Origin of the sequence: Achromobacter sp. UMC71, from assembly GCF_014170305.1 — a bacterium.
Taxonomy (GTDB): domain Bacteria; phylum Pseudomonadota; class Gammaproteobacteria; order Burkholderiales; family Burkholderiaceae_B; genus Achromobacter.
The window spans coordinates 63,455-88,730 of record NZ_LZZT01000031.1; the positions used below are offsets into that span (position 1 = coordinate 63,455).

The window sequence follows — 25,276 nt, forward strand, 5'->3', positions numbered from 1 at the left end:
ACGACCGCGGCTTTATTCCCACTCAATCGTCGCCGGCGGCTTGCTCGACACGTCGTACACCACCCGATTGATCCCACGCACCTCGTTAATGATGCGCGACGACACCCGAGCCAGCAGCGGATGCGGCAGCGGGGCCCAGTCGGCCGTCATGAAGTCAAACGTCTGCACCGCACGCAGGGCCACGACGTATTCATACGTACGGCCATCGCCCATCACGCCCACCGACTTCACTGGCAGGAACACGGCAAACGCCTGCGAGGTCAGCTCGTACCAGGTCAGGCCGCTGGCTTCGTCCTTGGTGTTGCGCAGTTCTTCGATGAAGATGGCATCGGCGCGGCGCAGCAGTTCGGCGTATTCGTGCTTCACTTCGCCGAGGATGCGCACGCCCAGGCCGGGGCCGGGGAACGGATGACGGTAGACCATCTGCGGCGGCAGGCCCAGGGCGACGCCCAGTTCGCGGACTTCGTCCTTGAACAGTTCGCGCAGGGGTTCCAGCAGCTGCAGGTTCAGCGTGTCCGGCAGGCCGCCCACGTTGTGGTGCGACTTGATGGAGGTGGCTTTGCCGGTCTTGGCGCCGGCCGACTCGATGACGTCGGGGTAGATCGTGCCCTGGGCCAGCCACTTGGCGCTTTGCTGCTTGCCGGCTTGTTCCTGGAACACTTCGACGAATTCGCGGCCGATGATCTTGCGCTTGGCTTCGGGGTCGGCCACGCCGGACAGCTTGCCCATGAACTGGACAGTGGCGTCGACATGGATGATCTTGACGCCCATGTTCTCGGCGAAGGTCTGCATGACCTGCTTGCCTTCGTCCAGGCGCAGCAGGCCGTGGTCGACGAACACGCAGGTGAGCTGGTCGCCGATCGCTTTGTGGATCAGCGCGGCAGCCACCGACGAATCGACGCCGCCGGACAGGCCCAGGATGACTTCATCGGTGCCGACCTGCTCGCGGATGCGGGCGACGGCTTCGGCGACGTAGTCGGGCATGTTCCAGTCGCCCTGGCATTCGCAGATCTCGTTCACGAAGCGGGCCAGCATGGCCTTGCCTTGGACGGTGTGCGTGACTTCGGGGTGGAACTGGACCGCGTAGAAGCGGCGGTCTTCGTCGGCCATGCCGGCGATGGGACACGACGGCGTAGACGCCATGATCTTGAAGCCCGGGGGCAGCTCGGTGACCTTGTCGCCGTGGCTCATCCAGACCTTGAGCATGCCGTGGCCTTCGGCGGTGGTGAAGTCTTCCAGGCCTTCCAGCAGCTTGGTGTGGCCGTGGGCGCGGACTTCGGCGTAGCCGAATTCGCGGTGGTCGGAGAAGCTGACCACGCCGCCCAATTGCTGCGCCATGGACTGCATGCCGTAGCAGATGCCCAGCACGGGCACGCCCAGTTCGAACACCGCGTGGGGCACGCGCATGGAGCCTTCTTCGTAGGCCGATGCGTGGCTGCCCGACAGGATGATGCCCTTCAGGCCTTGCGCCATCTGGTCGCGCACGAAGGCGTCGTCGACGTCGCCCGGGTGCACTTCGGAATAGACGCCGGCTTCGCGGACGCGGCGGGCGATCAGTTGGGTGACTTGCGAACCGTAGTCGAGAATGAGGATGCGCTGGTGCATGGAGACTCTACCGGTAATGAATGAAATCGCTGTAAATAAAACCGCACCGGCAGACCCGCTGACTGATTTTGCGGTTCTGCCGGTGCGTGATGCATGACATTGTAGTTGACTGTACGGGGATCAGTCGGCGCGGTAGTTGGGCGCTTCCTTGGTGATCTGTACGTCGTGCACGTGGGATTCGCGGACACCGGCGGAGGTGATTTCCACGAATTCGGCCTTGGTGCGCATGTCGTCGATGGTAGCGGCGCCGCAGTAGCCCATCGAGGCGCGGATGCCACCGACCAGTTGGTAGATGATGGCCAGCACGCTGCCCTTGTAGGGGACGCGGCCTTCGATGCCTTCGGGGACCAGTTTGTCGGCGTTATTGGCCGGGTCCTGGAAGTAGCGGTCGGCCGAGCCGTCCGTCATGGCGCCCAGGCTGCCCATGCCGCGGTACGACTTGTACGAACGGCCTTGGAACAGCACGACTTCGCCCGGCGCTTCTTCGGTGCCGGCGAACATGCCGCCCATCATGCACGAGAACGCGCCGGCCGCCAGGGCCTTGGCGACGTCGCCCGAGTAGCGGATGCCGCCGTCGGCGATGAGGGGCACGCCCGTGCCTTCCAGCGCCTTGGCGACTTCGGAGATGGCATGGATTTGCGGCACGCCGACGCCGGCGACGATACGCGTGGTGCAGATCGAGCCGGGGCCGATACCGACCTTGACGCCGTCGGCGCCGTACTCGACCAGCGCGCGCGCGGCGGCGGCGGTGGCAATGTTGCCGCCGATGACTTCAACCTTGGGGTAGTTCTGCTTGACCCAGCGCACGCCTTCCAGCACGCCCTTGGAGTGGCCGTGGGCGGTGTCGACGATGAGGACGTCAACGCCGGCGGCGACCAGCTTTTCCACGCGCTCTTCGGTGCCGGCACCCACGCCGACCGCCGCGCCGACGCGCAACTGGCCCTGGGTGTCTTTGCTGGCGAGCGGATGTTCGGTGTTCTTGACGATGTCCTTGACGGTGGCCAGGCCACGCAGCTCAAAGCCGTCGTTGACGATCAGCACGCGCTCGAGGCGGTGCTTGTGCATCAGGGCCTGCGCTTCATCGAGCGTGGCGCCTTCTTTCATGGTGACCAGACGTTCCTGCGGCGTCATGATGTTGCGCAGGGGCTGATCGAGGTTTTCTTCGAAGCGCAGGTCGCGGTTGGTGACGATACCGACCAGCTTGCGGCCTTCGACGACCGGCAGGCCCGAGATGCCATGCTGGCGCTGCAACGCAATGGCGTCGCGCACTTTCATCTGGGGGGTGACGGTGACCGGATCGATCACGATGCCGAATTCGTGGCGCTTGACGCGGGCGACTTCACGGGCCTGGGCGTCGGCGGACAGATTCTTGTGGATGATCCCGATGCCACCTTCCTGGGCCATGGCGATGGCCAGGCGGGACTCGGTGACGGTGTCCATGGCGGCGGACACAAGGGGGATGTTCAGGCTGATGTTGCGGGTCAGGCGCGTGGCCAGGGAGGTGTCGCGCGGCAACACCTCGGAATACGCAGGCACCAACAACACATCGTCGAAGGTGAGCGCTTTTTGAACGAGACGCATGGGTAACTCCGGGCGCAAAGCAAGATTATACGCCGCCTGGGTGATTTGACTAGGTGTTGACCCTAGGTCGGCGTGCAATTTTTGCGACTTTTTTCATAGGCGTGGCGCGAGTGCGATAATTTTTACCCGGATTATATTGACAAGAGATTTGTGACACCCCACAATGCCCTCCATTATATTTACCCGGGCAAAATTGCCATCCCCGTCATGACCTCGATTTCTCCTACCGCTGCACCCACGGCCGCGGCCCCCGCCGCCGCCCTGCATACCGCCTTTGAAGGCCATCGCCTGCTGGCACGCGGTCCCCTTGCCGATGTAGCGCTGGCCGTCCGGCAGGCCATGGCCGCGGGCGGCGACGCCGCGATCCTGGTGTTCGCCGACCCGTCCGGCAAGCAGGTGGACCTGGACCTGCGCGGCGACGACGCGCAGATCCGCCAGCGTTATCAGCCGCAGGCTGACACGGAATCCGCCCCCGCCGATGAATCCGATGCCGTCGACGCCGCGCCGCGCGGCCGCGGGCGGCCCAAGCTGGGCGTGGTGCCGCGTGAAGTCACGCTGCTGCCGCGCCACTGGGACTGGCTGGGCGCGCAGCCCGGCGGCGCCTCGGTGGCGCTGCGCAAGCTGGTGGAACAGGCGCGCCGCGACAACGACGCGCGCGACCAGCAGCGCCAGCGCCAGGAAGCCGCCTACCACTTCATGTCCAGCATGGCGGGCAACCTGCCGGGGTTCGAAGAAGCCACGCGCGCACTCTATGCCAACGACCGCGAGCGCTTCGCCAGGCAGTTGGCCGACTGGCCGCAAGACGTGCGCGACTACGCCATGGGGTTGGCGTGGGCGGACCCGGCGGCGTAGGCGGCATGCGACGCGCCGTGTGTTGCTGGTAAGCTTTCTTTATGGAAACCGTTCCCCAGAACTTCCTGCTGTACGACGGCGACTGTCCCTTCTGCACGAACTATGTGCAGATGATGCAGCTGCAGAAAGCGGTCGGCCCGGTCGCGCTCCTGAACATGCGCGAGCACGCGGATTTGGCCGCGGCCTTCCGCAAGCAGGGCTACGACCTGAACGAAGGCATGTTGCTGCGCCTGGACGGCAAAACGTATTGGGGCGCCGATTGCATCAACCGGCTGGCGCTGATCAGCACCGGCAATGACCTGTTCAACAAGCTGAACGCCGCGGTGTTCCGCCGTCCTTGCCTGTCGGCCGCGCTGTACCCCTTCATGCGCCGCGGCCGCGCGCTGACCCTGGCGCTGATGGGCAAGAAGAAGATGCCGGCCTGAATACGCGCCGCGAGGTCAGCAGCTACACCACGGTGGACCTGATCAGCCGCTACGAATTGAGCAAGCAGGACACGCTGACGTTGGGCGTCGAAAACCTGTTCAATCGCGACTATTACCCGCAATACAGCCAGCTGATGCGCAACAGCCTGAACAGCAGCCGCCTGCCGGCCGCGGGTACGGTGCTGACGGCGATGTACACGCATCGCTGGTAAAGCCAAAGGCTGGCACGGCCGAAGGCAGGCCGTGTCGCGCTAACCCGTTTCGGCTACCTGTGTCAGGAAAGCGCCCAGCGCTGGATTGTCGTGCTGGGCGTGCCAGGCCAGGTACATGTCGGCATAGAAATCGCGCTGGGCCAGCGGCCGGAACACCACGCCTTCAAGGCGCAGCTCGCGTGCCGAATCCGGCACGATGCCCACCCCCAGACCCGCCCGCACCAGCGCTAGCAAGGTATGCGTCTGGCCGGCGCGCTGCACGTAGTCGGGCTGCACATCGGCCAGCCCGAACGCACCCACGATGCGATCGTAGAAGTACTTCCCTTCGCGCGGCGAATACAGCACGAACGGCTGCCCCTGCAGCAGGCGCAGCGGCACCGACGCGTGCGCGCACAGCGGCGAATCCGCCGGCAGCGCCAGCACCAGCGGTTCGCGCTCGATCAAGCGGGCCTCGATGCCGGCCTGCTGCGGCACGCTGCGCGCCAGAATCGCGTCCACCTCGCGCGCCACCAGCAGACGCGACAGGTCGGTGCTGACGGTTTCGCGCAGCTGAATTTCCACGCCGGGCAGCCGCTTGCGCGCCCGTATCACCAGCGACGGCATCAGCCGATACGACGCCACCGCCGTGAATCCCAGCGTGATGTGGCCCGCTTCGCCGCCGGACGTGCGGCGCGCGGTGGCCGCGGCGCGCGCCGAATACTCCAGCAGGTGACGTGCATCGCGCAGGAAGCGCCGGCCCGCCGCGCTCAGCTCCACTTGCCGGCTGCTGCGTTCAAACAGCGTCACGCCCAGGTCCTGCTCCAGCAGCTGGATCTGGCGCGATAGCGGCGGCTGCGTCATGCACAGCCGCAGCGCGGCTCGGCCAAAGTGCAGCTCTTCGGCCACGGCGATGAAGCATTCAAGCTGGCGGAATTCCATCGATTCAATCCTTGAATTGATCAATGCTATTTATAGCTCGAACAGTCATGCATCGGCTCGCCTTCCTATACTCGGCCGCAAGGGGTAGACCCAGGTTCGTCGACACAAAAGGAGGCCCCGTGCCGTGTCGGCGGACCCTGCCCTCAAAACCTCGAGGCGAGCCGCCGCCGCATTTTCGCGGACGGAATCGCCCGACCTTCGTCCCGCTGCATCCACCACAAAGAGAAAATCCATGGAGACAAATCACCCCGCGCGCCTACGCATCCGGCTTATCGCCGCGCTGCTGGCCCTGGCCGCCAGCAGCGTCTTGCCGGGCGCGGCGCAGGCCGCCCCCTACCCGGAACGCGCCATCAACCTGATCGTGCCCTTCGCCCCTGGCGGCGGCACCGACATCTCGGCGCGCTTGCTGGCGGCGGCGTTGGGCGACAAGCTGTCCGCGTCGGTAGTGGTCGACAACCGCCCCGGCGCGGGTGGCCAGATCGCCGCCGACCTGGTAGCGCGCGCCAACGCCGACGGTTACACGCTGCTGTTCGCCAATTCCGGCATGCTGGCCATCAATCCGTGGATCTACAAGCTGCATTCGGACCCGGCCAAGGCGTTCGCGCCGGTGTCGCTGTTCTCGGATCTGCCGTTCGTGCTGGTGGTGCCCGCCAGCCTGCCCGCCAAGGACGTCGCCGAACTGGTGACGCTGGCGCGTGCGCAGCCCGGCAAACACACCTACGCCAGCTCGGGCACCGGCGGCGCGCCGCACCTGTCCGGCGAGATCTTCCAGCAAGCCACGGGAACCGACCTGATGCACGTGCCCTACAAGGGGGGCGGCCCGGCGATGACGGACCTGATGGCTGGCCGGGTGGACATGCTGTTCGCGTCGGTGCTGGAGACCATCCCCTACGTCAATTCCGGCAAACTGCGCGCGCTGGCCGTGACCGGCGCCACGCGCTCGCCCGCCCTGCCCGGCGTGCCCACCATCGACGAAGCCGGCGTGAAGAACGCGCAGACGGGGTCCTGGACCGCGGTGCTAGCGCCTGCCGGCACGCCGCAAGCGGTCATCGACAAGCTATCCGCCGCGATCCGCGAGGTCGCCAGCGACCCTGCCATGAAGACCAAGCTGGAATCGCAAGGCGCCGTGGCGCATGGATCGACCCCTCAAGAACTCGAAGCGCTGGCCGCCAGCGAACGCGAACGCTACGGCCAGATCATCAAGACCCGCCATATACAAGTCCAGTAGGCAACACACCCATGACATCCGCCCTGAACACCCCCGCCGCCGACCTGCTGATGGTCGGCCCCCTGCTGCCCGAACTGACCGCCGACCTGGAATCGCGCTACCGCGTGCATCGCTGGTGGGATGCGCCGGACCAGGCCGCCTTGCTGCGTGAACATGGCCCGGCCATCCGCGGCATTGCCACCAGCGGCCGCTTCGGCGCCCCGCGCACGCTGATCGACGCCCTGCCCGCGCTGGAAGGCGTATTCAGTTTCGGCGTCGGCTACGACACCATCGACGTGGCCGCGGCGCAGGCGCGCAACGTGCTCGTCACCAACACGCCGGGCGTGCTGGACGCCTGCGTGGCGGACACGGCGCTGGCGCTGATGCTGGCCGCCCCGCGCCGCATCGCCGAAGCCGACCGGTTCGTGCGCGCGGGCCGCTGGCCCCAGGAAGGCTTTGGCCTGGGCACCCGCATGAGCGGCAAGCGCTGCGGTATCGTGGGCCTGGGCAATATCGGACTGCAGATCGCGCGGCGGGCCGAAGCCTTCGACATGCCCATCCTGTACACCAGCCGCAAGCCGCGCGCCGACGCGCCGGCCCATTACCGCTACTACGCCGATGTATTGGCACTGGCCGCCGCAAGCGACTTCCTGGTGCTGGCCGTGCCGGGCGGCGCGGCCACGCGGCATCTGGTCAACGCCGCCGTGCTGGACGCGCTGGGTCCGCACGGCTGGCTGATCAATATCGCCCGCGGCACCGTGGTGGACGAAACCGCCCTGGTGGCCGCCCTACGCGAGCGGCGCATCGCCGGCGCCGGGCTGGACGTGTTTGAACACGAGCCGGCCACGCCCGCCGAATTAAATGCCTTGGATAACGTGGTGATGCTGCCGCATATTGCCAGCGGCACCCATGAAACCCGGCGGGCGATGGCGGAACTGATGCTGGCCAATCTGGACGGCTGGTTCCGCGACGGCAAAACCGTGACGCGGGTCGTATAAACCCGCACTGCCCAAACGGCCGCCCCGGGTAAATCGAACTCGTTGAACGGAATGTGTCCGACTTATGGACACCAGGCCTTGAAATCTATCGCATATCTGATAAATTTCTCATCGCACTGGCTCGTGCCGGCGAGCCGTTGTGCTTGTTGTTGTAATTTTTTCCGGCCTTCGGGCCGGATTTTTTTTGCCTGGCAGGGTTCGCCGCAAAACAAAACGCCCCCTCAGGGGCATTATCAGACAGGGCTCTCGCCCTGCTTTATTCGTCGATCCGTATCGATAATCCGTCGCCATTGGCCACGATCGAGCGCACGCGGATCGTCCACCCCGCATTGATCGCCTCTTCCTGATCGTCGAAGACGCCGTATTCGGTCACCGTCACCGCGCCCCGCAATATCCGGCCGTCGGTTGCCGGGCCATGCGCTTCAATGACCGGCACAAAGCCATCCTGCACCTGCACCGCGCCACGCGTGATCTGAAATCCGTCCAGCTCTTCCATAATGGCTCCTTGGTTAACCGGTGGTGGCCATCGTAGCCTCATCGGGCCCCTGCCGTGCAGTTCAACATCGATGCGCCTCGACCTCCATGCGATTCAATATCTATAACCGCTTTCAACTGGAAATCGTCCGCGAAGGCGCCGCCTGGGCCTGCTACCAGGGCGGCGCCGGCAAGCGCGTACGCGCTGCCGGCCTGGTCATTCCCTCGGAATTGACAGCCGGCGAGCTGGCCGAGTACCTGGACGACATCTATCACGAGCTGGCCCGGCCGGGCGACACGATATCCGTCCTCGCCTGAAGCCCAGTGGCAACGCGCGAAAGGCGGGAGTATCGTCATTACCGGCAACTCGCACACGGAGCCGGCCATGTCCGACAGTCCCGTCATCGAAGCCAGCGCGTCCCAACTGGGCAACCTGGCGCAATTCCTCATCTGGGTGGCTGAACGCCCCCGCACCTACGCCGACATCATGGACGCCTGGCGCACGTCCTGCCCCCGGCTGTCGGCCTGGGAAGACGCCACCGCCAACGGCCTGGTCGACCTGACACGCGGCGATGCCGGCGCCCTCGGGCCTGCCGTCGCGATGCTCACCGACAAAGGCCGCGCGTGGCTCGCCTCGCGCGAAAAAAGCACCGCCTGAACCGGTCCCCCGGCTTGCGATGATAAGGTGCGGGAATGGCGGCCGACTCCCGGCCGCCGCCCCAGATCATTCCCATTAAGGCACGACCATGGAAAATCCCTTTGGCGACTCGGACGAACCGTCCAGCAACCGGCGCCAGTACCTGGTCCTGATTGCCGCCTCGAAAGACAACGCGTCGATGGCCCAGAAGCTGCTCGAAAACCTGAAAACCCACGTCGACGAACGTGCGGCGCCGCTGTGGATCGACGCCAAGGGCATCGGCGTCCTGCTGACCACGGAATTGGTGGCCTCGGAAATCTGGCAGGCGATGTTCCAGAAGGCCCCGGGCCAGGACTATGGGGATACGCGCAACATGCTGGTGCTGGAATTGGGCCGGGACTGGGCCGCCCGGCGCGACGACAAGATCGAACACTGGCTGGCCAGCCACGTCGGCACGCCCCTGCCCGCACCGCGGCGTCCGGAAAAGCGGCGTTGACCGCTACTCATATAGCGCATCGAGGAATCGGGCATGACGCTAGCGGCGTGGATGACGGCGATTATCGTGGGCAGCCGCGCCATTGCGGCGCCATCGGCATGAGGGGGGCCGGCGCCTGGCACCGCCAAGGCACCGGCAGCCGCCTCTTGGGCGCGCTGCTGGGCATCGCCGACAACTGGATGAAACTGCGCCGGGTCGAGCTCTCGGTCTATTGCGATAACGAGGCCGCCGTGGCGCTCTATCGCAAGCGTGGCTTTGAAGTCGAAGGGCAATTGCGCGACTACGCCATCCGGAACGGCGGCTATGCGGACGTGTACAGCATGGCGCGCTTGCGGTAGTTCGATACCGGGAGCGGGCCTGGCCTGTCAGCGCCGGCAGACCCAGGCGGCGATACCCAGCATGCCGACCAGCGTACCCCCAATCGCAAGCGCGGCGCGCTCGCCTCGGTCAGCACCGTGGGCGTACAGATAGCAGGTCGTCGCGATAGTGAACACAATCAGCACCCCCAACACAAAGGGGCGCCAGTGCTTGCGCACCACGCGAAACATTCTGCTCAAGGCAACTCTATGTCTGCTCATGCGCATTCCGCGAGGAATTGGGGCCGGATTTACACTCCGTCAATATATCAGGAAATGGAAAACACTTTTCCGTTTTCTGATCCAAAAGGCGGCCGCCGGTCCGCAAGCCGTTCGCAGCGGAAAGGGGCCATGTCGAATCCGGCCCCGAAACGGTCACCGCTTCTTCGCTGCCGCTTGCTCGGCCGGTGATCCCTGCGTCACTGGGCGCCACCCCGCCACCAAGGGTGTTCAGCGATTGGGCGCCCGCGGGACCTGCACCAACGGGAAGCCCCGCCAAAAGTCCCCCGCTTGCGAGTGGTGGCTTACGAGAAATCCCGTAAGCCGTTGAAATAACTTGCCGTAATGAAAAGACATCAGGAAATCCCCATTAGGGAATTTGCTTATGCCCTTTAATTATTTGTAAAGCGCATACTGAGTGCGCAAGAATTCGTCCTGAGCATAAAGCACCCCAGATGGAACTTCGCCAACTCGAGGCCTTCGCGGCCGTCATGTCCACAGGCAGCGTCACCGCTGCCGGGCGGTTGCTCGGCCGCTCGCAACCGGCGATCAGCCGTCTGCTGCAAGAACTGGAAGCGGAGATCGGCTATGCCCTGTTCGCCCGCAGCGGACCGCGCGTAACGCCCACCGAGCAGGGCTTCCTGCTGTATGACGATGTGGAACGGGCCCTGTCCAGCCTGCAGCAGATTCGCGGCCGGGCCGAGGAAATCGCCCGCGGCCAAGCCCAACCGCTGCTGCTGGCGGCCACCTCGGCGCTGGCCGCCGGGCTGGTGCCCGACGCGCTCAAGCGCATCGAGGCGCAGACCGGCGCCGCGCGCATTCAACTGCGCAGCGCTTCGCCCGAACGCGTGGTGCACGCGGTGCTGAGCGGCACGGCGCAATTGGGCGCGACCAGCCTGCCGCTGGAACATCGCGGCCTGACCGTGCATTGGATCGGGCAGGCGCCCTGTGTGGTGGCGTTGCCGGAAGACGATCCGGCCGCCCGCCATGCCGTGGTGCCCGTGGCCGAACTGGCCGGACGCCGCGTGATCACCATGGCCAATCCCTACCGCCTGCGCCGCCGCCTGGACGCGGCGCTGCCGCCCAACGGCCATCCGCTGGGCGCCATTGAAACCAATTCGTCCGTCAACGCCCTGGCCGCCGTGCGCGCCGGACTGGGCGTGTCGGTGCTGGAACCCATTACCGCCTACGGTGCGCCGATGGCGGGCGTGGCGATCCGGCCGATCGACCTGGACATCCCCTTTTTCTTCGGGGTCATCACCCCGCAGTCGCAAGCGTTGACGCCTGCCTGCCAGGCCCTGGCCGACGCCCTGGCGCAAGCCGCCGCGGCGCTCCTGCCCGGGTTCGTGATGCACGACGCCTGCCAGCATGGCGCGCTGCTGCAGTCCATCTACGGTGATGACGCCCCTCTTACGGATACCCCCGCACTATGACTTTGCCCATTGCCACCCCGGCCACCGCGCCGCAAGGCCTGGCCAGCCTGGAGGCCCGCCTGCGCCAGGATCTGTCCTGGCTGGAGATCCCCGCCAAGAACTGGGTCACCCCGCGCACGGTCGATGGCCAGCCGGTGCTGGACGTGGCCGTCGTGGGCGGCGGCATGGCCGGCCTGGCCGCGGCCGCGTCGCTGACGCACCTGGGCATCAATGCCCCCATCTTCGATCAGGCCCCGGAAGGCTATGAAGGCCCCTGGGCCACCACGGCCCGCATGGAAACGCTGCGCTCGCCCAAGCAATTGACGGGCCCGGCGCTGGGCCTGCCCGCGCTGACCTTCCGCGCCTGGTTCGAAGCGCAGTTCGGCCTGCAGGCCTGGGAAGCGCTGGACAAGATCCCGCGCCTGCAATGGATGGATTACCTGCGCTGGTACCGCCGCGTGCTGAACCTGGACGTGCGCAACGAGCACCGCATCCTGGCCGTGCTGCCACGCGCCGACCAGCTGGTGCAGCTGGATATTGAATCGCCCGCCGGCCGCAGCACGGTGCTGGCGCGCCGCGTAGTGCTGGCCACCGGCCGCGACGGCTTGGGCGGCGCCTATGTGCCCGCCTTTGCGCACAAGCTGCCGCGCGACCGCTGGGCGCATTCGTCGGACGTGATGGACTACGCCACCCTGGCCGGCAAGCGCGTCGGCGTGGTAGGCGCGGGCGCCTCGGCCATGGACAGTGCCGCCACCGCCTTGGAAGCCGGCGCCGCCAGCGTCGATCTGCTGATCCGCCGCAACGACATTCCCCGCATCAACAAGGGCAAGGGCGCCGGCAATCCGGGCCTGACCCACGGCCACCTGAACCTGCCCGACGACTGGAAGTGGAAGATCCGCCACTACATCAACGCCGCCCAAGTGCCACCGCCGCGCGGCAGCACGCTGCGCGTATCACGCCACCCCAATGCCTATTTCAACCTGGGCTGCGGCGTGCAGGACGTGGAACAAGCCGGTGATGACATCCGCGTCAGCACCCCCAAGGGCGTGTTCACGCTGGACTTCCTGATCTTCTCGACGGGCTTTCGCATCGACTGGACCGTGCGTCCGGAATTCGCGGCGCTGGCCCCGCACGTGCGCGCCTGGGGCGACCGCTACACCCCGCCAGCCGGCGAAGAAGATCAGGAGTTGCACGATTCGCCCGACCTGGGCCCCGTGTTCGAATTGCAGGAAAAGACCGCCGGCGCCTGTCCGGGCCTGGACCGGGTGCATTGCTTCTCGTACCCGGCCGCGCTGACCCAGGGCACCGTGTCGGGCGACATCCCCGCCATCAGCGAAGGCGCCAAGCGCCTGGCGCAAGGCATAGCTGGCCTGTTCTACCGCGAAGACGTGGCGATCCACTACGCCAACATGGAAGCGTTCTCGGAACCCGAGGTGTTCGGCGACGAATGGACGCCGGCCCCGGCGCCCGGCGCGGCCAGGCAAGCGGAGACCGCGCAATGACCGGTTGGCTGCTACGCCGCATCGCGCAAGCCGCGGTGGTTGTGCTGTTGATGACGCTGATCGTCTTCGTGGGCCTGCACGCCATCGGCAACCCGGTGGACATCCTGATCGGCCAGGACGTCGACCAGATCGACCGCGCCCGCATCATCGCCGAGCTCGGCCTGGACAAGCCCCTGTGGCAGCAGTATCTGGGCTTTCTGAACGGCGCGCTGCATGGCAACCTGGGCAACAGCTTCGTCTACAACATCCCCGCCATCGAGCTGGTGATCCAGCGCCTGCCGGCCACGCTGGAACTGGCGATCGCCGCCCTGCTGCTGGCGGTCGTCATCGGGCTGCCGCTGGGCCTGTTGGCCGGGCTGTATCCGGACAGCCGCTTTTCCAAACTGATCATGGCGGGCAGCATCGTGGGCTTTTCGCTGCCGACCTTCTGGGTCGCGCTGATGCTGATCATGACCTTCAGCGTGTCGCTGGGCTGGTTGCCGGCCAGCGGCCGCGGCCAGACGGTGGAATTCCTGGGCTTCCAGTGGTCGTGGCTGACGGCCGACGGCTGGCGCCACCTGATCCTGCCGGCGCTGAACCTGTCGCTGTTCAAGATCTCGCTCGTGATCCGCCTGACCCGCGCCGGCGTGCGCGACGTGATGCCGCTGGACTTCGTCAAGTTCGCGCGCGCCAAAGGCCTGTCGCCGCTGCGCGTGGTCGGTGTGCACGTACTGCGCAACACCATGATCCCGCTGGTAACGGTGCTGGGCCTGGAACTGGGCTCGACCATCGCGTTCGCCGTCATCACCGAGAGCATCTTCGCCTGGCCCGGCGCCGGCAAGCTGATCCTGGACAGCCTGAACGCGCTGGACCGCCCCGTGATCGTCGCCTACCTGATCGTGGTGGTGTGCCTGTTCGTGACGCTGAATCTGATCGTGGACATTCTTTATAAAGTGCTGGACCCCCGGGTGCGGCTGGAGGCCTCGGCATGAGCGCCACTTCGACACCGACCCCTGTTCTGCGCCGTGAATCCCCCTGGCGCCGTAATCTGACCGAGTTCCTGTCGTCCAAGACCGCGGTGTTCGGCCTGGTCATCGCCACCCTGCTGATTCTGGCGGCCGTGCTGGCGCCATGGATCTCGCCGCAGAACCCGTACGACCTGCTGCAGATCGACGTGCTGGATTCGCGCATGACGCCGGGCTCGATGAACGGCCTGGGCACCTTCCACTACTGGCTGGGCACCGACGGCCAGGGCCGCGACCTGCTGTCGGGCATCCTGTACGGCCTGCGCATCAGCCTGATGGTAGGCGTGGGCTCGGCGCTGATCGCCGGCGTCATCGGCACGCTGCTCGGCCTGCTGGCGGCGTATGCCGGCGGCAAGGTCGACGCGCTGATCATGCGCCTGGTCGACCTGATCCTGTCGTTCCCGTCCATCCTGGTAGCCATGATGATCCTGGCCTACCTGGGCAAGGGCGTGGGCAACGTGGTGCTGACGCTGGTGATCCTGGAATGGGCCTACTACGCCCGCACCGCGCGCGGCCAGGCCCTGGTCGAGCGCCGCCGCGAATACGTCGAAGCCGCCCGCTGCCTGGACATTCCCAACTGGCGGATCATGCTCAAGCACATCCTGCCGAACTGCCTGCCGCCGCTGATCGTCATCGGCACCTTGCAGATCGCGCGCGCCATCACGCTGGAAGCCACGCTGAGCTTCCTGGGCCTGGGCGTGCCGGTGACCGAACCGTCGCTGGGCCTGCTGATTTCCAACGGCTTCCAATACATGCTGTCCGGTGAATACTGGATCAGCTTCTACCCCGGCATCGCGCTGCTCGTCACTATCGTGGCGATCAACCTGGTGGGCGACCGCCTGCGCGACGTGCTGAACCCGAGGACCCACAAATGACCGCCGTCCGCCCCGCCGCGGCGCCGGCCGCCGTATCGAATCCGGCCGCCCCGGCCACGCTGGAAGTGCGCAACCTGCGCACCCACTTCTTCACCCGCGACGGTGTACTGCCCGCCGTGGACGACGTGTCCTTCACGCTGGAGCGCGGCAAGATCCTGGGCCTGGTCGGCGAGTCCGGCTCGGGCAAATCCGTCACGGGCTTTTCCATCATGGGCCTGGTCGATGCCCCCGGCCGCGTGGTGGGCGGCCAGGTGCTGTTCCAGGGCCGCGACCTGACCCGGCTGGCTCCGCGCGAACTGCGCAAGCTGCAGGGCAACCGCATCGCCATGATCTTCCAGGATCCGATGATGACGCTGAACCCCGTCTTGCGGGTGGACGTGCAGATGATCGAAACGGTGCGCGCCCACAACAAGATGAGCAAAGCGCAGGCCCGCGAACTGGCCCGCGACACGCTGGGCATGATGGGTATTCCCAGCCCCGAAGAGCGCCTGTTGGCCTACCCGCACCAGCTGTCCGGCGGCATGCGCCAGCGCGTGGCGATTGCGATCGCCATGCTGCATCGCCCCGACCTGATCATCGCCGACGAACCGACCACCGCGCTGGACGTCACCATACAGGCGCAGATCCTGTCCGAAGTGCAGAAGCTCGCGCAGCAGCACGGCACCAGCCTCATCTGGATCACCCACGACCTGTCGGTGGTAGCCGGATTGGCCGACGACGTGGCCGTGATGTATGCCGGCCGCATCGTCGAACACGGCAAGGTCGACGACGTGCTGGACCGCCCCCAGCACCCCTACACGGTAGGCCTGATCGACAGCCTGCCCAGCAACAACCAGCGCGGCCAGCGCCTGCGCCAGATTCCCGGAATGACGCCCAACCTGCTCAACCTGCCCGCCGGCTGTGCGTTCGCGGCGCGCTGCGCGCGCGCCACGGCGCAGTGCGGCCAGGCGCCCCCCATCACCGACGTGCTGCCCGGCCACCAGGTGCGCTGCTTTCACCCGACGATTCAACTGCGCGAGGTGGCGGCATGAGCCAGCAATCCGCTATCGGCACGCCGTTGCAAGCGCAGCCTGACACGCCGGCCGGCGCACAAGCCGGCGTCACGCCCCTGATCGACCTGCGCCAGGTCAGCAAGCGCTTTGGCGAACGCCCCGTGGGCGCCGCCGGCCGCGCCTTGCAGCGCCTGGGCCTGTCCAAACCGCCGGCCGTCACGCGCGCCGTCGACCACGTCGACCTGATCGTGAACCCCGGCGAAGTGGTCGGCCTGGTCGGTGAATCCGGCTGCGGCAAGTCCACCCTGGGCCGCATTGCCGCGGGCCTGCTCACGCCGTCCGGCGGCGAAGTATTGATCAACGGCCGCCGTCCGGCCGAGATGACGTCGGCCGAAGCCCACGCCGCCCGCCTGAAAGTGCAGATGATCTTCCAGGACCCCTACGCCAGCCTCAACCCGCGCCTGCGCGTGGACGAGATCGTGGGCGAAGCGGCCCGCATCCACGGGCTGGTGGGCAACGGCGACTTCGACGACTACGTCAGCGCCCAGCTGCAGCGCGCCGGGCTGGACCCTGCGCTGCGCCAGCGCTATCCGCACCAGTTCAGCGGCGGCCAGCGCCAGCGCATCGGCATTGCCCGCGCCCTGGCGGTGCAGCCGTCGATGCTGGTGTGCGACGAAGCCGTGGCCGCGCTGGACGTGTCCATCCAGGCGCAGATCCTGAACCTGTTCATGGACCTGCGCGAACAGCTGAACCTGACGTATCTCTTCATCAGCCACGACCTGGGCGTGGTCGAGCACCTGTCGGACCGCGTGGTCATCATGTACCTGGGCCGTGTCGTGGAAACGGCCACGGTCGACGAGGTGTTCCAGCGCCCCAACCACCCTTATACCCAGGCGCTGCTGGCCGAGATTCCCAACCTGAAATCGCGCCACAAGACCTTTACCGCCATCAAGGGAGAGATTCCCAGCCCGCTGAACCCGCCCTCTGGCTGCCACTTCCATCCGCGATGTCCGCATGCGATGCCGCGCTGCAAAACCGAGGTTCCCACTTTGAAGGGAATCGCCATCAACCACCTGAGCGCCTGTCACCTGAACGACATGGCCTGACGCTCGCGGACCGCGGCGCCTGCGCCGCGATCCATGGAACCTTTACTGCTCGTTCCCCCTCACCAAGGACTCCGAACATGAAACGCCTGATTCTCTCGACCCTGACCGCCGCCATCCTGGGCGTGTCTGCCGCGGCCTCGGCCGACAACCTGTCCATCGGCTTTGCCGACCCGCTGTCGTCGCTGGACCCGCAACTGAACAACCATGCCGGCGACCGTTCGGTGGCCCTGCACTTCTGGGACCTGCTGATCGAGAACAAGTGGAACAAGCTGCAGCCCGGCCTGGCCGTCAGCTGGAAGCCGCTGGACAGCACCACCTGGGAATTCAAGCTGCGCGAAGGCGTCAAGTGGCAGGACGGCACGCCGTTCACCGCCGACGACCTGATCTATTCGTACACCCGCGCCCGCGCCGTGCCCGGCAGCGTGGCCACCTACGCCGGCTACCTGCGCACCATCGACACGATGACCGCCAAGGACCCGCTGACGCTGATCGTCAAGACCAAGACCCCCAACCCCGACCTGCCGCTGAACCTGGCATCGGTCCACGTCGTCAGCAAGCACGTCGGTGAAAAATCGACCACCGAAGACTACAACTCGGGCAAGGCCATGATCGGCACCGGCCCGTACAAATTCGTGTCCTACACCCCCGGCGACCGCGTCATCATGGAACGCAACGACGGCTACTGGGGCGAGAAGGCCACCTGGGACAAGGTCAACTACCGCTACATCAACAACGCCGCCGCCCGCACCGCCGCCCTGCTGGCCGGCGACGTGGACGTGATCGACAAGGTCTCGGTGTCCGACCTGGCCAAGCTGCAAAAGGCCCCGAACGTGTCCGTCTATCCCTATGACGGCCTGCGCGTGATGATCCTGCAGCCCAGCTTCAACCCCGCGCCCAACCAGTACATCACCGACAACAACGGCAAGCCGCTGGACAAGAACCCGCTCCTGGACGTGCGTGTGCGCCAGGCCCTGAACCTGGCCATCAACCGCAAGGCCATCGCCGACCGCATCCTGCAAGGCGCCGCCACCGAAGCCAACCAGTGGATGCCCAAGGGCACCTTCGGCTACAACCCCGATGTGAAAGACATCCCCAACGATGTCGAACAGGCCAAGAAGCTGCTGGCCGCCGCGGGCTACCCCGACGGCTTCAAGCTGACCATGCACGTGCCGAACGACCGCTACCCGCAAGGCCCGGAAACCGCCCAGGCGGTGGCGCAGTTCTGGACCCGCGTCGGCGTCAAGACCCAGGTGGAAGTCGTGCCGTGGGCCGTGTACTCGGGCCGCGCCAACAAGAACGAATTCGCCGTCAGCATGCTGGCGTGGGGCAACGGCACGGGTGAAGCCAGCTACGCGCTGGTCAACATCCTGGCCACCGTCGACGCCAAGAAGGGCCTGGGCGCCTCCAACTGGGGCCACTACAGCAACCCGAAGGTCGATGCCGCGCTGGACCAGTCCACCTCGGAATTCGACGTAGCCAAGCGCGAAGCCATCCTGCGCGACTCGGTCAAGATCGTGGCCGACGACGTCGGCATCATCCCGCTGTACCACTACAAGAACATCTGGGCCACCAAGAAGGGCCTGAAGGTCACCCCGATGACCAGCGACCGCACCGCGGCCATGATGGTCACCAAGGACGCGGGCAAGTAACGCCATGGTCCCGACCCTTTCCATCTCCCCCGCAGACGCGTTGATCGACGTGCCTCGCCACATCCGGGTCGAGCATGTCGCGCCCGGCCAGACGGTCGAGATCACCGCCTTGACCCGCCGCAACGGCGTGCTGTGGCAAAGCCACGCCGCGTTCGTGGCGGGCGAGGACGGCGTGGTCGACCTGTCGCGCGACGCCCCGGCCTCGGGCGACTACGCCGGCGTGTCGCCCATGGGCCTGGTGTGGTCGCAGTCGCCCGTGGACTCGCCCAGCCGCGAACACTTCAACCATCCGGTCACCGACGCGCTGGTCACCGACATCGTCGTGCGCGCCGCCGGGGCACAGGCCCAGGGCCGCTTCGTCCAGCGCCTGGCCGCCGACGGCGTCACCCGCATCGACGTGCGCGAAGCAGGCCTGGTCGGCACGCTGTACCTGCCGGCCGGCGCCACGCCCGGCTCGCACCCGGCCGTGATGATCCTGAACGGCTCGGGCGGCGGCATCAACGAACCGCGCGCGGCGCTGTATGCCTCGCGCGGCTACGCCGCCTTTGCCCTGGCCTACTTCAAGGCGCCGGGCCTGTCCGACTACATCTCCAACACCCCGCTGGAGTACTTCCAGACCGGCCTGCGCTGGCTGCGCCAGAAGGTCCAGCCCAAGCACGACTTCGTCGCCATCAGCGGCCAGTCGCGCGGCGGCGAACTGGTGCTGCTACTGGGCGCCACCTTCCCCACCGAAGTGTCGGCGGTGGTCGCCTACGTGCCCGGCGCCGTCGTCCACAGCGGCCAGAACGCCTGCGACCCGAAGATCGGCCGCGAAGGCCCGACCTGGCTGCTGGGCGGCAAGCCGTTGCCCCACGTCTGGGAAAACAACCGCACCGCCACCTGGGCGCCGTTCGACGAAGGCCCCAACCCGCACCGGCACGAAAAGGCCATTCTCACCGCCTTGCAGGACCCCGACGCCGTGGCGCGGGCCCGCATCCGGGTCGAGGATATCCAGGGCCCGGTCATGCTGCTGTCCGCCACCGATGACGGCTCGTGGCCTTCAAGCCTGTATTCGAAGATGGTGCGGGACAAGCTGGCCGAGGTGAAGCACCCGTATCCGGTCAAGTGGCTGGACTACGAGAACGGCGGGCATTCCATCCTGTTCCCGTATGTGCCGACCACGCAGCTGGTCTATGCGCACCCCGTGTCCGGCAAGATCAGCACCAGCGGCGGCAACCCCAAGGACAACGCCCGCGCCGACCAGGAATCCTGGGAAGGCGTGTTGAAGTTCCTGGACGCGGCGGTGAAGGCCAGTGCGGCCGCCAAACCGGCTCAATGACATCCAAGGAGACACTCTCAATGGCACAACAACCCATCGTCTACGACGCCGCGAAAGACCTCGTTGACCAGCTCGTCGGCCTGAAGGCCGAGAGCAATACCTACGCCGTGCGCCACCAGCGCGACAAGGTCGCGGCCGCCACGCAAGGCAGCTACGACGCCCTGTTCGACCCCGCGCTGCCCGGCTTGACGCTGGCCGAGCGCCTGCTGGTCGCGCTGTACGCCTCGCGCCTGACGCCGTCGCCGGCTCTGGCCGCCCACTATCGCCAACGCCTGGTGGACGCCGGCGCCAGCGCCGCCGACATCCAGGTTGCCGAAACCGGCAAGCCCGCGGACGCCACCGACCCGCGCCTGGCCGCCATTCTGGAATTCACCCGCAAGCTGATCGAAAAGCCCGTCGAAGGCGACGAAGCCGCGCTCAAGACCCTGCCCGCTGCCGGCGTGTCCACGCCGGCCGTCGTCACCTTGTCGCAGCTGATCGCCTTCCTGTCGTACCAGGTGCGCCTGGTCGCGGGCCTGGACGCCATGAAGTCGCTGGAAGGCCAGCCCGGCCACCCCACCGGCACGCCCGCCGCGCCCTTCCCGCCCAACACCGCCGCCACCGCGCCCGGCGACGTCATCAAGAACCACGGCTTCACCAACGAATCGCTGGAATGGAAGGCCTGGCTCGACGTCATCGACCTGGACAAGGCTACGCCCGACCAAATCGCCGTGCTGGAAGAAAGCCACCCCAAGGCCAAGGTCTCGGACTACTACCGCTTCCTGGTGCACCAGCCGGAAATCCTGCGCCAGCGCTCCACGGCATTCAACGCCATCATGTATGCGCCGGGCGGCCTGTCGCGCGCCGAGCGCGAACTGGGCGCCACCGTCGTGTCGCGCATCAACGGCTGCGTCTACTGCGCGTCGGTGCATGCGCAGCGCTTCGAGCAGCTGGCCAAGCGCAATGACGTGATCGCCCAGGTATTCGAAGACCCCGCCACCGCCGGCACCACCGCGCGCGAACTGGCGATCGGCAAGTTCTCGATCCAGATCACCGAGGCGCCTGCGTCCGTGAACGCCAACAGCATCCAGGCCTTGAAGGATGTGGGCTTGAGCGAAGGCGAGGTGCTGGACCTGCTGCATTCGGACGCGATTTTTGCGTGGGCCAACCGCCTGATGCTGAATCTGGGCGAGCCGGTTTTTCCGGCATGATGCCGCCGATGCGAGTCGGGTAGAAATCGAGCTGGATTTCTCACCCGGCACCGCAGACACAGGCCGCCTTCGGGCGGCCTGTTATTTTTGGCGCGCCTCCACCCGTTGCGCCAGCAGGTCATAGAACAACCGCGCCACGGGATTGAGCGCCTTGCCGCGCGGATGGATCAGCCCGATGGTGCGCGTGACCACGGGGTTGCGCAGCGGCACGCTGACCAGGGTGCCATGGCCCTCCCCCGGCATCGCCAGGCGCGGCACCACGCCCACGCCCAGGCCCGCCTCGATCATGCTGACCAGCGCCGGCACGTGCTGCACTTCGCAGAAGTGGCGCGGTCGGCAGCCGCTGTGCACCAGCGCCTGGTCCATCAGGAAGCGGTTGCCGCTGCCCTGGGCCAGCGTGATATATGGGTAATCTTCCAGATCGGCCCACTGCACCCACTTGCGCCGCGCCAGCGGATGCTTGCGGCTGACGGCCGCCACGAAAGCCTCTTCCAGCAAGGGCTTGAACTCGATCTCGGCATCGTTGGCGCCGATGTAAGTCAAGCCGAAATCGGCATCGCCCCGCGCCACCGCCGTCAACACCTGCGACGACGACTCGTCGATGATGCGGATGCGGATGCGTGGGTATTGCGCGTGATATTCCCGGATGACGTCGGGCAGGAAATACGCCACCGCCGACGGCACGCAAGCAATCGTCACCATGCCCGACAAGCGTTCGGCCACGTCACGGATGCCGATCAACGCGCTTTCCAGTTCGTTCAATACGCTGCGCGCCTTGGGCACGAAGCCTCTGCCGATGGTCGTCAGCTCCACCTTGCGGGTCGTGCGCGTCATCAGCTGCACGCCCAGCGCGGCCTCAAGCTTGTCCACGCGCCGCGACAGCGCCGACTGCGACAGGTGCAACGCCTCGGACGCCGCCCGAAAACTGCCCAGGTCGGCCACGGCCAGAAAGGCGCGTAGATCCGCGAGATCGAAATTCATGCGTTTTCATCAAGAATTGAACTAATTTTTGCACTTTACTCGATACCGGGCGCCAAGCAAGATGTCTTCCAGCCGCAACCAATAGCGGCCCAGACCAGGAGACACCCCCCATGAAGCCGCTACGGAGAGCCTGCCTGCGCACCGCGTTGGCCTTGGCGACCGCCCCCTTGCTGTTGTCCGCGATGCCGCGGGCCCACGCCGCCGACGCCTGGCCGCAGCGCCCTATCCGCCTGCTCGTGCCCTATGGCCCGGGCGGCAGCTCCGACGTCGTGGCCCGCGCCGTGGCCGTGGAAATGTCGCGCGACCTGGGCCAGCAGGTCATCGTCGAAAACAAGGGCGGCGGCCAAGGCACCATCGCCACCCAGGAAGTCGCCCGCGCCCGGCCCAACGGCTACACGCTGATCCTGGGCCATGTCGGCACGCTGGCGGTCAACCCGACCATGATGCCCAACCTGGCGTACGACCCGCGCCGCGACTTCGCCCCCATCATCCTGCTGGCCAAGCTGCCCATGGTGTTTGCCGTGGGCGACAAGGTGCCGGCCGCCACATTGCCGCAATTCGTCGCCCTGGCCCGCGCCAAGCCCGGCGTCTTGAACTACGGTTCGGCCGGCAACGGCAGCGCCGGCCACCTGGCCTTCGAAATGCTCAAGACTGCCGCCGCCATCGATGTGGTGCACGTGCCCTACAAAGGCACCGGCGCGCAGGTCACCGACCTGTTGGCGGGCAACATCGACGCCGCCGCCGCCGGCATTCCCGGCCTGCTGCCGCATGCCCAGGCGGGCAAGATCAAGATCCTGGCGGTCGGCTCGGAACACCGGCTGTCCATCCTGCCCGACGTGCCCACGGTCGCCGAACAGGGCTTCCCGGGTTTCGAAAGCTCGCAATGGTTCGGCCTGCTGGCCCCCGCAGGCACGCCGGCCACCGCCGTGTCGCGCCTGCAAGCCGCCGCCCAAGCCGCCCTGAAAAGCGAATCCGTGCGCCAGCGCCTGGCCCACGACGCTGCCGAAGTATCCGGCGCCGGCCCCGCCGAATTCGCCGCCTTCATCGACGCCGAAGAACGCCGCTGGAGCAAGGTCGTGCGCGACGCCCACGTTTCCGCCGAATAGCGCTATCCCTCTGTTTTCTTAAAGGACTTTTGACCATGGCTGCCCCTATCGGCGTCACGCCCCGCGACGCCCGTTCCACCGATACCCAATCCACCGGGACCGGCCCCGCCGGCAAGACCACCATCGCCGAGGCCGAGCTGCGCGACCTGGGCCTGCGCGCCTTCCAAGGACTGGGCCTGCCCCGTCAGGATGCCGCCGACGTCGTCGACGTGCTGGTCCTGGCGGACCTGTTCGGCTTGTCCACCCACGGCCTGTCGCGCATCGAATCGTATGGCGAACGCCTGCAGGTGGGCGGCATCAATGCCCAGGCCCGCATCCAGGTGACAAGCCCCGCGCCCGCCCTGCGCCTGGTGGACGGCGACAACGGCGTCGGCCCGCTGGTCGGCATGCACGCGCTGCGGGCAGCCATGCAGGCCGCCAGCGAATGCGGCGTCGGCATCGCCTTCGCCCGCCAAAGCAACCACTTCGGCCCCATCTCGCCCTACGGCCTGATCGCCGCCGAAGCCGGCTACGCCAGCATCATCGGCAGCAACGCCACCACCACCATCGCTCCCTGGGGCGGCACCGACGCGCGCGTCGGCAACAGCCCCATCGGTTTTGCCGTGCCCAACCCGGACGGCCAGCACTTCCTGCTGGACATGGCTATGAGCGTGGTCGCCCGCGCCAAGATCCGCAATGCCCTGAAGGCCGGGCAAGCCATCCCCGACACCTGGGCCACCGACGCCCAGGGCCAGGCCACCACCGACCCCAAGCAGGCCCTGGACGGCTTTCTCTTGCCGATCGGCGGCCACAAAGGCTATGGCCTGGCGCTGATGGTGGACCTGTTCGCCGGCCTCTTGTCCAACGCTGCGTACCTGACCCACGTCAAATCCTGGGTGGACGCTCCCGACGAACCCCAGAACCTTGGCCACTTCTTCCTGCTCATCGACACCCGCCGCCTGGGTTCGACGCAATGGCTGGCCGAACGCATGAACGACTTCGCCGCCATCCTGCACGGCAGCCCGCCCGCCGACGCGCAGCGCCCCGTGATCCAGCCTGGTGAAATCGAACTCGCCAAACTGGCCCGCCAGCGCCAGCACGGCATCGACATCGATGCCGACGTGCTGGCGCTGCTGCACCGCCACGCCGGCCCGTCCCAAGGCTGAGCCGCTGGCGCATCCAGGAGACAGACATCATGAAAGGCTTAGCCTTCCTTGCGCTGGGGCTGATGACGGCCCTGGCCCCTGCGGCATCCCGCGCGGCCGATGCCGCTCCCGGCTACCCCAAGCAGCCCATCCGGCTGATCGTGCCCTACGTGGCCGGCGGCGCCGCCGACATCACCGCGCGCGTCGTCGCCGCGCACATGGGCAAGTCGCTGAACGGCACCATCGTCGTCGAGAACAAGCCGGGCGCCAACGGCATGATCGGCACCGACTTCGTCGCCAAGGCCGCGCCCGACGGCTACACCTTGCTGCTCGACGCCAGCGGACCGCTGGTCGTCAACCCGTCGCTGTACAGGAAAACACCCTATGACCCGTTGAAGGATTTCGCACCGGTCAGCCAGATCACCAGCTACCAGTACGCGCTGGTCGTGCCGCAGCAATCGCCCGTGCACAGCCTTGACGATTTGATCGCCGCCGCCCGCAAGGAGCCCGGCGCCGTGACCTATGGCTCGGCCGGCCTGGGCGCCGGCGGCCACCTGGCCGGCGAACTGTTGGCGCTACAGACCGGCACCCAGATGACGCACGTGCCCTACAAGGGCAACGCCCAGGCCCTGACCGACGTGCTGGGCGGCCAATTGACGTTCACCTTTGACACCACCGTCACCGCCACCCCGCATATCCAGTCCGGCAAGCTGCGCGCCTATGCCGTCACCGGGCCGCGGCGGGCCTCCAGCCTGCCGGACATCCCCACCTTGCAGGAGCTCGGCTACCAGGATTTCGTCGTCACCCAGTTCCAGGGCCTCTTGGCGCCGGCAGGCACCGATCCCCGCATCATCGCCACGCTGCACCAGGCCGTGATGCAGGCCGTGCAAGACCCCGACGTGATCCGCAAACTGGCCACGGAGGGCGGCAATGAAATCGTCGCCGGCACGCCAGAGGATTTCTCGCGCCAGTTGCGCGACGACCTGCAGCGCTACCGCAAGCTGATCACCGACGCTCACCTCACCGCGGAATAACGC

26 protein-coding genes and 1 pseudogene are annotated in these 25,276 nt (G+C 66.7%); 21 read left to right on the forward strand and 6 right to left on the reverse strand.

All coding sequences use genetic code 11. From position 1 onward, the window contains the following. Nucleotides 1-12: 12 nt before the first annotated feature. Both guaA and guaB read right to left on the reverse strand, forming a co-directional pair. Entirely contained in the window at nt 13-1,605 is a 1,593-nt protein-coding gene (gene guaA / locus A9974_RS14430) for a glutamine-hydrolyzing GMP synthase (RefSeq protein ID WP_183004862.1), read from the reverse strand. A gap of 120 nt (nt 1,606-1,725) precedes the next feature. Next, nucleotides 1,726-3,186, reverse strand: coding sequence for an IMP dehydrogenase (guaB, locus tag A9974_RS14435; RefSeq protein ID WP_175192159.1), 1,461 nt, complete (start codon nt 3,184-3,186; stop codon nt 1,726-1,728). Between the two features lie 207 nt (nt 3,187-3,393). Here guaB and A9974_RS14440 point away from each other — a divergent pair, with 207 nt between their 5' ends. The 3 genes and pseudogenes from A9974_RS14440 to A9974_RS14450 form a co-directional block, all read left to right on the forward strand. After that, nucleotides 3,394-4,038, forward strand: coding sequence for a DUF2239 family protein (locus A9974_RS14440; protein WP_183004863.1), 645 nt, complete (start codon nt 3,394-3,396; stop codon nt 4,036-4,038). Nucleotides 4,039-4,079: 41 nt separating this feature from the next. Beyond that, entirely contained in the window at nt 4,080-4,463 is a 384-nt protein-coding gene (locus A9974_RS14445; RefSeq protein ID WP_183004864.1) for a DCC1-like thiol-disulfide oxidoreductase family protein, read from the forward strand. 5 nt (nt 4,464-4,468) lie between these two features. Continuing rightward, nucleotides 4,469-4,675: pseudogene (locus tag A9974_RS14450) on the forward strand (hypothetical protein); the annotation flags it as partial. A 39-nt stretch (nt 4,676-4,714) separates the two neighbouring features. Here the strand turns inward: A9974_RS14450 and A9974_RS14455 are convergent. Further along, the gene (locus A9974_RS14455) at nt 4,715-5,593 is read right to left on the reverse strand and encodes a LysR family transcriptional regulator (RefSeq protein ID WP_183004865.1); all 879 of its coding nucleotides are present in this window, start codon (nt 5,591-5,593) and stop codon (nt 4,715-4,717) included. 232 nt (nt 5,594-5,825) lie between these two features. Here A9974_RS14455 and A9974_RS14460 point away from each other — a divergent pair, with 232 nt between their 5' ends. Beyond that, on the forward strand, nt 5,826-6,821 hold the full coding sequence (locus tag A9974_RS14460; RefSeq protein ID WP_183004866.1) for a tripartite tricarboxylate transporter substrate binding protein: 996 nt from the start codon (nt 5,826-5,828) through the stop codon (nt 6,819-6,821). A gap of 11 nt (nt 6,822-6,832) precedes the next feature. Beyond that, nucleotides 6,833-7,798 carry a 2-hydroxyacid dehydrogenase gene (locus tag A9974_RS14465; RefSeq protein ID WP_183004867.1) on the forward strand — a complete coding sequence of 322 codons (966 nt, stop codon included), beginning with the start codon at nt 6,833-6,835 and terminating at the stop codon, nt 7,796-7,798. Between the two features lie 256 nt (nt 7,799-8,054). Here A9974_RS14465 and A9974_RS14470 read toward each other — a convergent pair whose 3' ends face one another. Then, nucleotides 8,055-8,294 carry a hypothetical protein gene (locus A9974_RS14470; RefSeq protein WP_183004868.1) on the reverse strand — a complete coding sequence of 80 codons (240 nt, stop codon included), beginning with the start codon at nt 8,292-8,294 and terminating at the stop codon, nt 8,055-8,057. Between the two features lie 86 nt (nt 8,295-8,380). On the opposite strand from A9974_RS14470, the gene A9974_RS14475 reads away from it, so the two are divergent. The 4 genes from A9974_RS14475 to A9974_RS14490 all read left to right on the forward strand — a co-directional run bounded on the left by A9974_RS14475 (nt 8,381) and on the right by A9974_RS14490 (nt 9,743). Next, on the forward strand, nt 8,381-8,590 hold the full coding sequence (locus A9974_RS14475; RefSeq protein WP_183004869.1) for a hypothetical protein: 210 nt from the start codon (nt 8,381-8,383) through the stop codon (nt 8,588-8,590). Between the two features lie 67 nt (nt 8,591-8,657). Next, complete coding sequence (locus A9974_RS14480) at nt 8,658-8,930, forward strand: hypothetical protein (protein WP_183004870.1); 273 nt, start codon at nt 8,658-8,660, stop codon at nt 8,928-8,930. 88 nt (nt 8,931-9,018) lie between these two features. Beyond that, nucleotides 9,019-9,405, forward strand: a complete 387-nt coding sequence (locus tag A9974_RS14485) for a hypothetical protein (protein ID WP_183004871.1) — start codon at nt 9,019-9,021, stop codon at nt 9,403-9,405. Between the two features lie 47 nt (nt 9,406-9,452). Further along, nucleotides 9,453-9,743 carry a GNAT family N-acetyltransferase gene (locus tag A9974_RS14490; protein ID WP_370539634.1) on the forward strand — a complete coding sequence of 97 codons (291 nt, stop codon included), beginning with the start codon at nt 9,453-9,455 and terminating at the stop codon, nt 9,741-9,743. A 27-nt stretch (nt 9,744-9,770) separates the two neighbouring features. Here A9974_RS14490 and A9974_RS14495 read toward each other — a convergent pair whose 3' ends face one another. After that, on the reverse strand, nt 9,771-9,962 hold the full coding sequence (locus A9974_RS14495) for a hypothetical protein (protein WP_183004872.1): 192 nt from the start codon (nt 9,960-9,962) through the stop codon (nt 9,771-9,773). Nucleotides 9,963-10,435: 473 nt separating this feature from the next. On the opposite strand from A9974_RS14495, the gene A9974_RS14500 reads away from it, so the two are divergent. From A9974_RS14500 to A9974_RS14540, 9 genes are all read left to right on the forward strand, one after another. Then, nucleotides 10,436-11,413, forward strand: a complete 978-nt coding sequence (locus A9974_RS14500) for a LysR family transcriptional regulator (RefSeq protein WP_183004873.1) — start codon at nt 10,436-10,438, stop codon at nt 11,411-11,413. Further along, nucleotides 11,410-12,894 carry an NAD(P)/FAD-dependent oxidoreductase gene (locus tag A9974_RS14505; protein WP_183004874.1) on the forward strand — a complete coding sequence of 495 codons (1,485 nt, stop codon included), beginning with the start codon at nt 11,410-11,412 and terminating at the stop codon, nt 12,892-12,894. Before A9974_RS14500 ends, A9974_RS14505 begins: the two co-directional genes overlap by 4 nt. After that, nucleotides 12,891-13,865: an ABC transporter permease gene (locus A9974_RS14510; protein ID WP_183004875.1), complete on the forward strand. Its 975-nt coding sequence runs from the start codon at nt 12,891-12,893 to the stop codon at nt 13,863-13,865. Before A9974_RS14505 ends, A9974_RS14510 begins: the two co-directional genes overlap by 4 nt. Beyond that, nucleotides 13,862-14,773: an ABC transporter permease gene (locus A9974_RS14515; RefSeq protein WP_183004876.1), complete on the forward strand. Its 912-nt coding sequence runs from the start codon at nt 13,862-13,864 to the stop codon at nt 14,771-14,773. The genes A9974_RS14510 and A9974_RS14515 overlap by 4 nt, the downstream gene beginning before the upstream one ends. Beyond that, entirely contained in the window at nt 14,770-15,804 is a 1,035-nt protein-coding gene (locus A9974_RS14520; protein ID WP_183004877.1) for an ABC transporter ATP-binding protein, read from the forward strand. The genes A9974_RS14515 and A9974_RS14520 overlap by 4 nt, the downstream gene beginning before the upstream one ends. Beyond that, on the forward strand, nt 15,801-16,871 hold the full coding sequence (locus A9974_RS14525; RefSeq protein ID WP_255468171.1) for an ABC transporter ATP-binding protein: 1,071 nt from the start codon (nt 15,801-15,803) through the stop codon (nt 16,869-16,871). The genes A9974_RS14520 and A9974_RS14525 overlap by 4 nt, the downstream gene beginning before the upstream one ends. 77 nt (nt 16,872-16,948) lie before the next feature. Next, nucleotides 16,949-18,520: an ABC transporter substrate-binding protein gene (locus A9974_RS14530; RefSeq protein WP_183004878.1), complete on the forward strand. Its 1,572-nt coding sequence runs from the start codon at nt 16,949-16,951 to the stop codon at nt 18,518-18,520. A gap of 4 nt (nt 18,521-18,524) precedes the next feature. Continuing rightward, nucleotides 18,525-19,838, forward strand: coding sequence for an acyl-CoA thioesterase/bile acid-CoA:amino acid N-acyltransferase family protein (locus tag A9974_RS14535; RefSeq protein ID WP_183004879.1), 1,314 nt, complete (start codon nt 18,525-18,527; stop codon nt 19,836-19,838). Nucleotides 19,839-19,858: 20 nt separating this feature from the next. Then, nucleotides 19,859-21,028: a CMD domain protein gene (locus A9974_RS14540; RefSeq protein WP_183004880.1), complete on the forward strand. Its 1,170-nt coding sequence runs from the start codon at nt 19,859-19,861 to the stop codon at nt 21,026-21,028. Between the two features lie 81 nt (nt 21,029-21,109). Here A9974_RS14540 and A9974_RS14545 read toward each other — a convergent pair whose 3' ends face one another. After that, nucleotides 21,110-22,009: a LysR family transcriptional regulator gene (locus A9974_RS14545; RefSeq protein WP_183004881.1), complete on the reverse strand. Its 900-nt coding sequence runs from the start codon at nt 22,007-22,009 to the stop codon at nt 21,110-21,112. Nucleotides 22,010-22,119: 110 nt separating this feature from the next. Here A9974_RS14545 and A9974_RS14550 point away from each other — a divergent pair, with 110 nt between their 5' ends. From A9974_RS14550 to A9974_RS14560, 3 genes are read left to right on the forward strand one after another with little or no spacing between them, the layout of a single operon-like run. Continuing rightward, the gene (locus tag A9974_RS14550; protein WP_183004882.1) at nt 22,120-23,115 is read left to right on the forward strand and encodes a tripartite tricarboxylate transporter substrate binding protein; all 996 of its coding nucleotides are present in this window, start codon (nt 22,120-22,122) and stop codon (nt 23,113-23,115) included. Nucleotides 23,116-23,150: 35 nt separating this feature from the next. After that, nucleotides 23,151-24,260 carry an Ldh family oxidoreductase gene (locus A9974_RS14555; protein ID WP_255468172.1) on the forward strand — a complete coding sequence of 370 codons (1,110 nt, stop codon included), beginning with the start codon at nt 23,151-23,153 and terminating at the stop codon, nt 24,258-24,260. A gap of 29 nt (nt 24,261-24,289) precedes the next feature. Further along, on the forward strand, nt 24,290-25,273 hold the full coding sequence (locus A9974_RS14560) for a tripartite tricarboxylate transporter substrate binding protein (protein WP_183004883.1): 984 nt from the start codon (nt 24,290-24,292) through the stop codon (nt 25,271-25,273). The last annotated feature ends 3 nt before the right edge of the window (nt 25,274-25,276 follow it).

Excerpts from the sequence above, each read along its gene's own strand:
- A9974_RS14475 (WP_183004869.1), top strand. The coding sequence starts at position 8,381 with ATGCGATTCAATATCTATAACCGCTTTCAACTGGAAATCGTCCGCGAA.
- A9974_RS14445 (WP_183004864.1), top strand. The coding sequence starts at position 4,080 with ATGGAAACCGTTCCCCAGAACTTCCTGCTGTACGACGGCGACTGTCCC.
- A9974_RS14540 (WP_183004880.1), top strand. The coding sequence starts at position 19,859 with ATGGCACAACAACCCATCGTCTACGACGCCGCGAAAGACCTCGTTGAC.
- A9974_RS14455 (WP_183004865.1), bottom strand. The coding sequence starts at position 5,593 with ATGGAATTCCGCCAGCTTGAATGCTTCATCGCCGTGGCCGAAGAGCTG.
- A9974_RS14485 (WP_183004871.1), top strand. The coding sequence starts at position 9,019 with ATGGAAAATCCCTTTGGCGACTCGGACGAACCGTCCAGCAACCGGCGC.
- A9974_RS14440 (WP_183004863.1), top strand. The coding sequence starts at position 3,394 with ATGACCTCGATTTCTCCTACCGCTGCACCCACGGCCGCGGCCCCCGCC.
- A9974_RS14470 (WP_183004868.1), bottom strand. The coding sequence starts at position 8,294 with ATGGAAGAGCTGGACGGATTTCAGATCACGCGTGGCGCGGTGCAGGTG.
- A9974_RS14535 (WP_183004879.1), top strand. The coding sequence starts at position 18,525 with ATGGTCCCGACCCTTTCCATCTCCCCCGCAGACGCGTTGATCGACGTG.
- A9974_RS14515 (WP_183004876.1), top strand. The coding sequence starts at position 13,862 with ATGAGCGCCACTTCGACACCGACCCCTGTTCTGCGCCGTGAATCCCCC.
- A9974_RS14480 (WP_183004870.1), top strand. The coding sequence starts at position 8,658 with ATGTCCGACAGTCCCGTCATCGAAGCCAGCGCGTCCCAACTGGGCAAC.
- A9974_RS14560 (WP_183004883.1), top strand. The coding sequence starts at position 24,290 with ATGAAAGGCTTAGCCTTCCTTGCGCTGGGGCTGATGACGGCCCTGGCC.
- guaB (WP_175192159.1), bottom strand. The coding sequence starts at position 3,186 with ATGCGTCTCGTTCAAAAAGCGCTCACCTTCGACGATGTGTTGTTGGTG.
- A9974_RS14530 (WP_183004878.1), top strand. The coding sequence starts at position 16,949 with ATGAAACGCCTGATTCTCTCGACCCTGACCGCCGCCATCCTGGGCGTG.
- A9974_RS14510 (WP_183004875.1), top strand. The coding sequence starts at position 12,891 with ATGACCGGTTGGCTGCTACGCCGCATCGCGCAAGCCGCGGTGGTTGTG.
- A9974_RS14505 (WP_183004874.1), top strand. The coding sequence starts at position 11,410 with ATGACTTTGCCCATTGCCACCCCGGCCACCGCGCCGCAAGGCCTGGCC.
- guaA (WP_183004862.1), bottom strand. The coding sequence starts at position 1,605 with ATGCACCAGCGCATCCTCATTCTCGACTACGGTTCGCAAGTCACCCAA.
- A9974_RS14555 (WP_255468172.1), top strand. The coding sequence starts at position 23,151 with ATGGCTGCCCCTATCGGCGTCACGCCCCGCGACGCCCGTTCCACCGAT.
- A9974_RS14545 (WP_183004881.1), bottom strand. The coding sequence starts at position 22,009 with ATGAATTTCGATCTCGCGGATCTACGCGCCTTTCTGGCCGTGGCCGAC.
- A9974_RS14500 (WP_183004873.1), top strand. The coding sequence starts at position 10,436 with ATGGAACTTCGCCAACTCGAGGCCTTCGCGGCCGTCATGTCCACAGGC.
- A9974_RS14520 (WP_183004877.1), top strand. The coding sequence starts at position 14,770 with ATGACCGCCGTCCGCCCCGCCGCGGCGCCGGCCGCCGTATCGAATCCG.
- A9974_RS14550 (WP_183004882.1), top strand. The coding sequence starts at position 22,120 with ATGAAGCCGCTACGGAGAGCCTGCCTGCGCACCGCGTTGGCCTTGGCG.
- A9974_RS14465 (WP_183004867.1), top strand. The coding sequence starts at position 6,833 with ATGACATCCGCCCTGAACACCCCCGCCGCCGACCTGCTGATGGTCGGC.
- A9974_RS14525 (WP_255468171.1), top strand. The coding sequence starts at position 15,801 with ATGAGCCAGCAATCCGCTATCGGCACGCCGTTGCAAGCGCAGCCTGAC.
- A9974_RS14460 (WP_183004866.1), top strand. The coding sequence starts at position 5,826 with ATGGAGACAAATCACCCCGCGCGCCTACGCATCCGGCTTATCGCCGCG.